This is a genomic window from Stenotrophomonas maltophilia group sp. Smal12, from assembly GCF_037079935.1.
Lineage (GTDB): Bacteria > Pseudomonadota > Gammaproteobacteria > Xanthomonadales > Xanthomonadaceae > Stenotrophomonas > Stenotrophomonas sepilia.
Genome location: NZ_JBAWUK010000032.1, coordinates 47283 through 58274, shown reverse-complemented (window position 1 = coordinate 58274; position 10992 = coordinate 47283). Strand labels below are relative to the sequence as shown.

Sequence of the window (10992 nt, the reverse complement as noted above, 5' to 3'; positions counted from 1 at the left end):
CCCGCTGTTGTTGTTGCTCTGGCCTCCGCGGGTGCAGGGCGCAGCCCAGCCCAACCCCCTTCAGCATCCATGTCCGAATGTGGCGAGTATCGCCGCCCGCACGGGCCTAGACTGGCGCCATGGACACCGCCCTCGCCCTCGACACCGCCGCCTGCGACCGCGCCCGCCTGGCCCGCGACGCACGCTTCGACGGCGTGTTCTTCACCGCCGTGCGCAGCACCGGCATCTATTGCCGCCCGGTGTGCCCGGCACCGCCGCCGAAGCCGCGCAACATCACCTACTTTCCGACCGCCGCGGCCGCTGCGGCCGCCGGGTACCGCCCCTGCCTGCGCTGCCGCCCGGAATTGGCACCGCAGGCCCAGCAGGCCCTGGCCGGACAGACCGTGCAGCGGGCACTGGCGCTGATCCACGGCGGCTTCCTGCAGGAGCAGCCGGTGGCCGATCTTGCAACGAAGCTCGGCCTCAGCGCGCGCCAACTGCAGCGCCTGTTCGTCGAACATCTCGGCGCGACGCCCGGGCAGATCCACGCAACCCATCGCCTGTTGCTGGCCAAACAGTTGCTGACCGAAACCACGCTGGCGGTGACCGACGTCGCGCTGGCTGCCGGCTACAACAGCCTGCGCCGCTTCAATACCGCGTTCCTGCAGGGCTGTGGGATGGCGCCGACCGCCCTGCGTCGCCAGCATCAACCGTTGGCTGCAGATGATGGCGGCCTGGTGCTGCGCCTGGGCTACCGTCCACCACTGGACTTCCCACGCATGCTGGCCTTCCTGCGCAAACGCAGCCTGCCCGGCATCGAACTGATCGGCGAAGACAGCTACCAGCGCGTACTGGGCACGCCCGAGCGCCCCACCCTGCTGCGCGTCACCGCCGATTCGAAGCGGCCGGAACTGCGCCTGCAATTGGGCGCGGTGGATCCGCGCCTGATCCCCGACATCGTGCGCCGCGTGCGTCGGGTGTTTGATCTGGATGCCGACCTGCAGCAGGTCCATGCCGCGCTGGGCGAAGAACCGCTGCTCGCGCGTGGCATCGCCGAACGCCCCGGACTGCGCGTACCCGGCGGCTGGGATGGCTTCGAGGTAGGCGTACGCGCGGTACTCGGGCAGCAGGTCAGCGTGGCCGCGGCCACCACCTTCGCGCGGCGCCTGGTCGATGCCTACGGCGCACACCTGCCGGGCATGCCATCGGAATTCGATCGCCAGTTCCCCTCGCCCGAGGTACTGGCCGAGGCACCATTGGAATCCATTGGCCTGCCGCGCAGCCGCGCGGCCACCGTGCGCGCCCTGGCCGCCGCCTGCGCCAGCGGCCGGCTCGACTTCGGGCCCGGCCAGGCCTTGGAGGAATTCGTGGCCCGCTGCGTTGCACTGCCCGGCATCGGCCCCTGGACCGCTCAGTACATTGCCCTGCGCGGACTCGGCCAGCCCGATGCCTTCCCGGCCGGCGATCTTGTACTGCAGCAGGTGCTCGGCCACGCCCAGGGCCAGCGCCTGAGCGAACGTGCGACCGAAGCGCGCTCGCAACCGTGGCGCCCGTGGCGCGCCTACGCGGTGCTGCACCTGTGGCACCTGTCCGGCACGTTCGTTGGAGAACCGACATGACCCTGTTGTTCGATCGTTTCGACAGCCCGATCGGCGTATTGACCATCGCCGGTGACGAGCGTGGTCTTGCGCACGTGCTGTTCCCGGAGAACCGCCACCCCGCGCGCGGGCGCGACGGCTGGCATCACGAGCCGGGCGCATTGCCCGAAGCGCGCGAACAGCTGCTCCAGTTCCTGCACGGTGAACGCAGCCGGTTCGACCTGCAGCTGGCACCACGGGGCACGCCTTTCCAGCTGCGTGTTTGGCAGGCGCTGGCGTTGATTCCGTTCGGCCAGACCTGGAGCTATCTGCAGTTGGCGCAGCACCTGGGCCAGCCCAGCGCGACCCGCGCGGTGGGCGCGGCCAATGGCCGCAATCCATTGCCGATCATCCTGCCCTGCCACCGCGTGATCGGCAGCAACGGCGCACTGACCGGCTTCGGCGGCGGCCTGGAAACCAAGGCCGCGCTGCTGCGGCTGGAACAACGCCAGGCCCCGCTGTTCGCCTGAGAGGGCTGGCCGGGCTGCGCCCGGCACCCGCAGTGGCTAGAGCAACAGCAACAGCGGGCTTCCTGCGGGGAGCCAGGGTGGGTCCGCGCCATGCGTGGATGGAAGCATCAGGAATACGTCTGGAGAAAAGCCCCCTGCTTGTTGAAGGGGGGCGCCGACAGGCGCAGGGATAAGGAAAAATGCGCGGAGACGGCGCGCAATAGTGAGCCGTGTCTTGGGCGCGTCATTACCTCGCACTATCATGCGCGGATGACTTCCGTACGCCTGACCTGCGCGCTGGCGCTGCTGCTGCCCTTGGCCGCCTGCACCACCGCGCCTGCCCCTTCCGCCTCCGTTCCCACACCCGTCGCTGCGGCGGCACCGCCCAAGCTGCTGCTGATCTCCATCGATGGCCTGCGTGCCGACGCGCTGGATCGCGGCCTGACCCCGAACCTGCAGCGACTGATCGACGGCGGCGTGCGTGCACGCTGGATGACCCCGTCCTATCCGTCACTGACCTTCCCCAACCACTACACCCTCGTTACCGGCCTGCGCCCGGACCACCACGGCATCGTCAACAACAGCATGGACGATGAAGCACTGGGCCGGTTCGAGCTGAGCAATCGCGAAGCGGTTACCACCAGTGGCTGGTGGGGCGGCGAACCGATCTGGGTCGGCGCCGAGAATGCTGGCGTGCGTTCGGCCACCACCTCATGGCCGGGCAGTGAATCGGAGATCCGTGGCGTACGCCCCAGCCAGTGGCGCATCTACGACGGCAAGGAACCGCTGGAACAGCGCGCTGGCATCGTGCTCGATTGGCTGTCACAGACCGACGCCGATGCCCCCCGCCTGACCACGCTGTACATGGAACACGTGGACAAAGCAGGTCACAACTACGGCCCCGAGTCGAAGCAGTACGCCGACGCCATCGTGCGCGCCGACCAGATCGTCGGCCAGGTGCTCGACGGACTCCAGCAACGTGGGCTGGCCGCAACCACCAATGTGATCGTGGTCTCCGACCATGGCATGGCCAGTGTCCTCGCTGGCCAGGTCATCGCCACCGAATCGATGGTCGACCCGGCGATTGCGCGCAATGTCAGCCAGGGCCAGTCGGTCGGCTTCGCACCAGTGGTCGGCCATGAAGCCGCCGCCGAACGCGCTCTGCTCGGCCGCCACGCGCACTACGAATGCTGGAAGAAAGAAAAACTGCCGGCGCGCCTGCACTACGGCACCCATCCGCGCATTCCCGCCATTGTCTGCATGATGGATGAAGGCTGGGATGCCCTGCATCAGGAAAAGATCGCCAAGCGCGAACAGCAGGACCGCGGCTCGCACGGCTACGACAACGCGCTGCCGTCCATGCGCGCGGTGTTCGTGGCCAGTGGCCCGTCGTTCCGCCAGGGCCTGGTGATCGATGGCTTCGACAATGTCGATGTCTATCCACTGCTGGCACACCTGCTGCAGGTGCCGGCCGCGCCGAACGACGGCAACCCGGAAACGCTGAAGCAGACGCTGCGCTGATCCGGTTGTAGCGCCGAGCCCACGCTCGGCTCACCGGACAGGCATAAAAAAACGCGGCGCCAGGCGCCGCGTTTTCTTTAGACCGGTCGTTCGGCCGGATCAGGCCTTGGCGACGGCCTTCTTCGCCACGGCCTTCTTCGCCGGAGCCTTGGCCACGGTCTTCTTGGCAACCGGGGCGGCGGCGCCTACGGCGACCTTGCTCGCGGTATGCGAACGGGCGTTGCCGTAGCTGGCGTTGTAGCGCTTGCCCTTGGCGGTCTTGCGGTCACCCTTACCCATGTCTTCAACTCCTCAAGTGTGAAATCTGGTTACCCCGTACTGACACGGGTTCGGCGGGGCCGCCTTGCTGGGCGCCCCCGCGCACGATCGAAAATCCTATCACGGAGCGCCTAGTGCGCGCAGCTGGCGTCGTGTACGTGGCCGTGGTTCAGGCGCAGGTTGACCAGATGGGCAACGCCCACCAGCAGGCCACCGATGGTCATCACCACCGCATGCGGCACGGCGTTGTGATGCAGCGGCTCGTACAGCACGCCGGCCCACAGCGCGACCAGGCCGGGGATCAGGAAGCCCAGCGCACGCAGCGCGCCGTGGCGGCGGTAACCCCAGACCAGGCTGAACAGCCCAAGCAGGGTCACGAACAGCACCAGCGCCTGTTCGACGCCGTCGCTCAGCCAGAACGACAGGCCCAGCGAGGGCGCTGCCGCCAGCAGCACCGGGATGACTGCGCAATGCACCGCGCACAGCATCGAACCGGTGGCACCGAAACGGTCGAGCAGGTGGCGCAGGCGTGAGGACAAGGACATGACTTCCAGCAGGGTCGGCGAATCGTTATGGAATAATATAACATCCCTCTCCGACCCGCACGCTTTCCCTCCCCCTGTCCCATCGACGGGATTCGTGCGCCCCGCGATTGATACAGTGTAACAAAGGACCCATCCATGCCCGCCCACACCGCACGGCTCAAGCCGCATTCCCTGGCCCTGGCCCTCGCCGCCCTGCTGCCGTCCGTCGCCTTTGCAGCCGGTCAGGACACCGCCCATCGTGACCGCCACCTGACCGAGCTGTCCTCGGTGCAGGTCACCGCGTCGCCGCTGCAGGGCGATGCCGAATCCCTTGCGCGCCCGGTGGAGGTGCTGGCCGGTGAGCGCCTGGACGAACAGAAGGCCGGCACCCTCGGCGATACCGTGGCCAAGCTGCCCGGCGTGCAGAGCACCTTCTTCGGCCCCGGCGTCGGCCGCCCGATCATCCGTGGCCAGGAAGGCCCGCGCGTGGCCGTGCTGTCCAACGGCATGGGCAACATGGATGCGTCCACGGTCAGCGCCGACCACGCCACCAGCATCGAACCGTTCCTGGCCGACCAGATCGAAGTGCTGAAGGGCCCGGCCACGCTGCTGTTCGGCAGCGGTGCCATCGGTGGCGCGGTCAACGTGGTCGATGGCCGCATCGCGCGCGAGCTGCCCGAGCGCCCGCTCAGCGGCCGCGCCGAGCTGCGTGGCAATTCGGTGAACAACGAGCGCAGCGGCATGTTCCGCCTCGATGGCGTCAGCGGCAATGTCGTGCTGCACGTGGACGGCCTGGTGCGCAATGGCGACGACTACCGCATTCCCGGCTATGCGGTGATCGACAGCCTGGAAGACCACCACGACGACCACGACCATGATCACGCGGGCGAGGAAGGCGAAGAGCCGCGTCGCGGCCGCCTCGAGAACAGCTCCATCCGCACCCGCGCCGGCGGCGTCGGCGCAACCTGGCTGGGTGACGGCGGCTACTTCGGCGTGTCGGCCAGCACCTACCGCACCAACTATGGCATTCCCAACGGCGCGCACGTGCACGCCGACGGTGATGATCATGGCCATGACCATGGTCACGACCATGGTGATGAAGAGGAAGGCGGTGACGAGCACGACGTGCGCATCGACATGGTGCAGAACCGCTTCGAGACCAAGGCCGGCATCTACAACCCGGTCTCGTTCCTGAAGAACATCAACGCGCGCGTGGCCTACACCGACTACGAGCACGTGGAGCTGGAGGCCGGCACGCCGTCGACCCGCTTCACCAACCGGGGCATCGAGGCACGCCTGGAAGCCGTGCAGCAGCAGATCGGCGGCTGGGATGGTGCCTTCGGCCTGCAGTTCGGCAACAGTGATTTCGGCGCCAAGGGCGAAGAGGCGTTCGTTCCGGATACCGGCACGAAGAACATCGGCCTGTTCGTGCTGCAGGAAAAGCAGTTCGGCCCGTTCAAGCTGGAACTGGGCGGCCGCCATGATCAGGTCAAGCTGGACCCGAGCGGTGACTATCGCCGCCGCACGTTCGGCGCCACCAACCTGTCTGCCGCTGGCATCTGGAAGCTCAACGATGCGGTTGACCTGCGCATCGGCGTGGACAGCTCCGAACGTGCACCGACCAACGAGGAGCTGTATGCCGCCGGCGCGCACATCGCCACCCGCTCGCTGGAAATCGGCGATGCCAACCTGAAGACCGAGCGCGGCCAGCGCGTGGAACTGGGTATCCACACCCACAGCGAACGCCTGGACTTCTCCGCCTCGGTCTACCAGACGAAGTTCAAGGACTTCATCTACCTGGCCGACACCGGCGTTACCGAGGGGCTGCCGGTGCGCGCCTGGACCCAGCAGGACGCGGTGTTCCGCGGCGCCGAGGCCGAAGCGCTGCTGCACCTGTTCGAGGGCGGCGCCGGTGACTGGGACCTGCGCGTGTTCGGTGACTACGTGAAAGCCAAGCTGGATGGCAGCGGCAGCCGCAACCTGGACATCGCCGTGCCGCACGGCGACCACAACCACAATTACAACGTGGAACTGGCCAACACCGGCTACCTGCCGCGCATCGCCCCGGCCCGCGTCGGCGCCGACCTGCGCTGGTCGAAGGACGGCTGGCGCGCCTCGGTCGGTGCGGTGCGCTACAGCCGCCAGAAGGACGTGGCGCAGAACGAGGCACCGAGCGATGGCTACACCCTGGTCGATGCGCACCTGGCCTATCGTTGGGACCGCAACGCCAGCAACAGCTACGAAGTCTTCCTGGATGGCAGCAACCTGACCAACCGCGAAGTGCGCCCGCATACCTCGCTGCTGCGCGACTACTCGCCGCTGCCGGGCCGTGGGGTCGCATTCGGCATCCGCGCGTTCTTCTGATCGGATGCAGGGGGGCGGATCCCTTTCCGCGGGAAAGGGCTCTGCCCCCACTCGCCCTTTCAACGCATGGCGGGGCCGCACCACCAATACCATTCTCTCTCCCGGGGGGCCGTCTGGCCCCCCGTTCCTTTGTGCGTGAGCGAGGTCGCGGCGCCCCCGCTCACACACCCGTCACAAAGATGTGCGTACCACAACAAGCGGACAATCCCGTCACCCAATGTCTCGCCAATCGGACACTTTTGTCCGAAAATAATTCCATGACTGCCCAACGTGCCGATGCCGCTGCCCGCCGTGCCCTCATCCTCGACGCCGCCGATCATGTGTTCGGCCAACACGGTGTCACTGCCCCACTGGACCTGGTGGTCGAACGCGCCCAGGTGGGCCGCGCCACCCTGTACCGCAACTTCCCCGACCGCACCGCGCTGATCCAGGCGCTGCTGCAGCGCACGGTTGATCGCATCCGGCGCCAGGTCGAACAGCTCGGTGACCGCGACGACGCCCTGTTCGAGGTGTTCGAGGGCATGGCCCAGCGCATCATCGATTCGCCCGCACTGGCCGATTACTGGCGCGCGGTCGATTCGGACGTGCCGGCCATGCGCGCGGCGCGCGAGACCGTGCGCGACCTGCTGGAGGAACCGATCGCCCGCGCCAAGGCCGCCGGACTGTGCCGTGCCGACCTGGAAAAGACGGATATTTCACTGATCTCGGGCATGCTGGGTGCGGCCCTGCGCGGCAAGACCCGCGACGAGCGCGCCCACCTCGCCGGGCGCGCCCTGCAGCTGCTGCGCGGGGGTCTCCAGGGAGCAACCAGCGAGGCGCGCTGATGGTCCAGCCGTATCTGAAGCCGGTTCCGGATTGGGAGGAGCACGAGAAGCCGACCATGCCCGGCTCGGCGTCGATGCCCTGGCACCCGCCGTACCGGCGTGCGGCCTATGCGCTGGTATCGTTGCTGGTAGCGATCACCGGCGGCCTCGGCAATGCGCTGGTCACCGCCAACCTGCCGTTCCTGCAGGGCCAGCTGGCGCTGACCCCGACCCAGGGCAGCTGGCTGGTGGCGGCCTATGCCATGGTCAACGTCACCGCCAACCTGCTGGCCTTCAAGTTCCGCCAGCAGTACGGCATCCGCCTGTTCGCCGAGATCGGGCTGGGCCTGTATGCGGCGCTGGCGGTGCTGCACCTGTTCGTCGGCAGCTTCGAGACCACGATGCTAACCCGTGCCGCCAGCGGCTTCGCCGGCGCGGCCTGTTCGACACTGGGCACGCTGTACATGCTGCAGGCGCTGCCGCGGCGCTTCACCGGCAATCTGCTGGTGGTCGGCGTCGGCCTTTCGCAGCTGGCGGTGCCGATCGCCTGGATCGTTTCACCAGGCTTGGTGGATACCGGCCAATGGCACCAGCTCTATTCGTTTGAAGCCGGGCTGGCGCTGTGTGCGTTCGCCGCCGTGGTGGTGTTGAAGCTGCCGCCGGGCATCCAGGTGAAGGCGTTCGAGCCACTGGACTTCCTCACGTTCGCGCTGCTCGCCCCGGCCGTCGCCCTGCTGGTGATCGTGCTGGCGCAGGGCTACACGCGCTGGTGGCTCAACACAGCGTGGCTGGGCTGGGCGCTGATCGCCTCGATCGTGCTGTCCACCACCGCCTTGATCATCGAGCACTACCGGCGCAATCCACTGCTGCAGATCCGCTGGCTGTCGACGCTGCCGGTGCTGCATTTCATCGTCGGCGCCTTCCTGATCCGCTTCCTGACCACCGAGCAGTCCTATGGCGTGGTCAACCTGATGCGCACGCTCGGCATGGGGCCTGACCAGATGCGGCCGCTGTTCGTGGTGATCCTGGCCGGGGTGATCGTGGGCATCGCCGGTGCCTCGCTGACCTTCGGCCCGAAGCGGCTGATCGCCCAGCTGCTGATGGCGATCCTGCTGCTGGGCGCTGCCGCCTTCTTCGACCAGCACCGCACCAGCATGGATCGGCCGCACGATTTCTACGCCAGCCAGTTCCTGGCCTCGGTCGGCGCCGGCATGTTCATGGGCCCGTTGATCATGCTCGGCATTTCGGCGGCGTTGAAGCAGGGGGTGGACCACATCGTCACCTTCCTGGTGACGCTGTCGATCACGCAGACGCTGGGCGGCCTGGCCGGCTCGGCGGTGCTGGGCACCTTCCAGCTGCATCGCGAGCAACTGTACTCCAGCGCGCTGACCAGCCAGCTCGACCCCGCCGATCCGGTGGTGGCACAACGCCTGCGCATCCAGCAACAGCTGTACAGCGCACAGATCACCGACCCGGTGCTGCGCAGCGCGCAGGGCAGCGCGCAGCTGGCGCAGACCACGCGCCGCGAAGCCAATGTGCGCGGCTTCAATGATGTGTTCACCCTGAGCGGTTGGCTGGCGATCGGTTTCCTGTGCTGGTTGCTGCTGCTGTCGCTGCGCACCGCCGTGCTCAAGCAATGGCGCAAGCGCCACCCCACTTCACCCGTTGCGGCCACCCCGGCCGCACACCGCTGAGTCCTCCGCCATGCCCCCCGTTCCGCCCCGATCCGACGACGCCGACAATGTGACTCCACCGCCGCCGACCGACGCGGCACCTGCGCCCACGCCCGTTGAACCGGCAGTCGCGCCGAAGTATCTCAAGCCCAGCGCGCGCAGCGTGGTGGTGATGGTGGTGGTGGCCCTGCTGGGCATTGCGCTGATCCTGCGCGCCTGGCATCTGTGGCCGTTCACCAGCAGCGTGATGGTGACCGACAACGCCTATGTGCGCGGCCAGATCACCGTGATGGCGCCACAGGTCAACGGCTATGTGACCGAAGTGCTGGTGAAGGATTTCCAGCATGTGAGGCAGGGCGAGCCGCTGCTGCGCATCGATGACCGCATCTATGCCCAACGCGTCGCCGAGGCGCAGGCGACGCTCGACAGTGCGCGCGCGGCGCTGGCCAACTCCGACCAGTCGCAGGCGCAGAACCGTGCGCAGATCGCCTCCGCGCGCGCCACGCTCTCGGCCGGGCAGGCCGAACTGCAGCGCTCGCGCAACGAGCTGAAGCGCTACGAGGAACTGGCCGCGCAGCAGCTGGTGTCGATCAATGACCGCGACAAGTTCCGCACCAGCCAAGCCTCGGCGCAGGCCAGCGTGCAGCAGTCGCAGGCGCAGATCCGCATCGCCGAGGAAACACTGGTGTCGACCCAGGTCGCGCGCAAGAGCCTGGAGGCCCAGGTGGAAAGCGCACAGGCGCAGCTGGAACTGGCCCGCATCGACCTGGCCAACACGGTGATCCACGCACCGCGCGACGGCCAGATCAGTGAAGCCAGCGTGCGCGTGGGCCAGTATGTCGCCGCCGGTTCGCAGCTGCTGTTCCTGGTACCTGACACACTGTGGGTGGTGGCCAACTACAAGGAAGGCCAGACCTGGGGAATGGCGATCGGCCAGCCGGCCACGTTCTCGGTCGACGCGTTCCAGGGCCAGGTGCTGAGGGGCCGCGTGCAGGAGATCGCGCCCGCCACCGGATCGGAGTTCAGCGTGTTGCGCCCGGACAATGCCAGCGGCAACTTCACCAAGGTGGTGCAGCGGCTGCCGGTGCGGATATCGATCGATGAAGGCCAGAAGCTGGCCGCGCAGCTGCGGCCCGGCATGTCGGTGATCGTGCGGGTGGATACCGCAGGCAAACCGAAGGACTAGCCCTTGTCATGAAACGGGGTCAGATCCCTTTGCCAATGGCAAAGGGATCTGACCCCACTCAGGATGCCGGCCAGCGGCCGGCACTACCATTGCGTTACCCCGCGCAGCGCGCGCAGAGACCGTGGACTTCCAGCGTCTGCGCCTGCGGCTGGAAACCCAGCTCCTTGGCGCGCTTCTCCAGCTGGCTGACGATCTCGCGGTCTTCCAGTTCCACTGCGCTGTGGCAGCTGTTGCAGATCAGGAATGGCACCGAATGCGCAGCGCTGCTTGGATGATGGCAGGCCACGAAGGCATTCACCGACTCCAGCTTGTGCACAAAGCCATTGGCCATCAGGAAGTCCAGCGCGCGGTACACGGTGGGCGGGGCATCAGCGCCCACGCCCTTGCCGTTACGCACCCATTCCAGCAGCTCGTAGGCCTTGACCGGCTTGCCGGCCTCGGCGATCAGCTTCAGCACATTGGCGCGGATCGGGGTCAGGCGCAGCCCGCGTTCGCGCGAGACACGCTCGACCACCGCCACGAAATCCGATGCGTCGTGGACGTGGTGGTGCGGGGCGGTACAGGCAGTGGCGGTCTTGGCGGGCATGCGTGTTCTCCG

Annotated in this window: 10 protein-coding genes; 7 read left to right on the top strand and 3 right to left on the bottom strand. The window is 67.5% G+C overall.

Annotated features, from left to right (window positions below; genetic code table 11):
- The first annotated feature begins 119 nt into the window (after positions 1-119).
- The 3 genes from WDC87_RS14530 to WDC87_RS14520 all read left to right on the top strand — a co-directional run bounded on the left by WDC87_RS14530 (position 120) and on the right by WDC87_RS14520 (position 3586).
- Positions 120-1598 (top strand): DNA-3-methyladenine glycosylase 2, encoded by a 1479-nt coding sequence (locus tag WDC87_RS14530; RefSeq protein WP_252745358.1) that lies wholly within the window; start codon positions 120-122, stop codon positions 1596-1598.
- Positions 1595-2086, top strand: a complete 492-nt coding sequence (locus tag WDC87_RS14525) for a methylated-DNA--[protein]-cysteine S-methyltransferase (RefSeq protein ID WP_252745359.1) — start codon at positions 1595-1597, stop codon at positions 2084-2086. The genes WDC87_RS14530 and WDC87_RS14525 overlap by 4 nt, the downstream gene beginning before the upstream one ends.
- A gap of 249 nt (positions 2087-2335) precedes the next feature.
- Positions 2336-3586, top strand: a complete 1251-nt coding sequence (locus WDC87_RS14520; RefSeq protein ID WP_252745360.1) for an ectonucleotide pyrophosphatase/phosphodiesterase — start codon at positions 2336-2338, stop codon at positions 3584-3586.
- Positions 3587-3685: 99 nt separating this feature from the next.
- Here WDC87_RS14520 and WDC87_RS14515 read toward each other — a convergent pair whose 3' ends face one another.
- Positions 3686-3865, bottom strand: a complete 180-nt coding sequence (locus WDC87_RS14515; protein WP_004150462.1) for a 30S ribosomal protein THX — start codon at positions 3863-3865, stop codon at positions 3686-3688.
- Positions 3866-3975: 110 nt separating this feature from the next.
- The gene (locus WDC87_RS14510; RefSeq protein ID WP_005415804.1) at positions 3976-4389 is read right to left on the bottom strand and encodes a MerC domain-containing protein; all 414 of its coding nucleotides are present in this window, start codon (positions 4387-4389) and stop codon (positions 3976-3978) included.
- A gap of 135 nt (positions 4390-4524) precedes the next feature.
- Here WDC87_RS14510 and WDC87_RS14505 point away from each other — a divergent pair, with 135 nt between their 5' ends.
- The 4 genes from WDC87_RS14505 to WDC87_RS14490 all read left to right on the top strand — a co-directional run bounded on the left by WDC87_RS14505 (position 4525) and on the right by WDC87_RS14490 (position 10394).
- On the top strand, positions 4525-6732 hold the full coding sequence (locus WDC87_RS14505) for a TonB-dependent receptor (RefSeq protein ID WP_252745362.1): 2208 nt from the start codon (positions 4525-4527) through the stop codon (positions 6730-6732).
- A 257-nt stretch (positions 6733-6989) separates the two neighbouring features.
- Positions 6990-7556, top strand: coding sequence for a TetR/AcrR family transcriptional regulator (locus WDC87_RS14500; protein WP_005415802.1), 567 nt, complete (start codon positions 6990-6992; stop codon positions 7554-7556).
- A complete protein-coding gene (locus tag WDC87_RS14495) occupies positions 7556-9229 on the top strand; it encodes an MFS transporter (RefSeq protein WP_072166844.1) in 1674 nt (557 codons plus the stop codon). The genes WDC87_RS14500 and WDC87_RS14495 overlap by 1 nt, the downstream gene beginning before the upstream one ends.
- 10 nt (positions 9230-9239) lie before the next feature.
- Positions 9240-10394, top strand: coding sequence for an HlyD family secretion protein (locus tag WDC87_RS14490; RefSeq protein WP_252745363.1), 1155 nt, complete (start codon positions 9240-9242; stop codon positions 10392-10394).
- Between the two features lie 94 nt (positions 10395-10488).
- On the opposite strand, the gene WDC87_RS14485 is transcribed toward WDC87_RS14490, so the two are convergent.
- Positions 10489-10980 (bottom strand): Fur family transcriptional regulator, encoded by a 492-nt coding sequence (locus WDC87_RS14485; RefSeq protein ID WP_005415799.1) that lies wholly within the window; start codon positions 10978-10980, stop codon positions 10489-10491.
- Positions 10981-10992 lie beyond the last annotated feature (12 nt).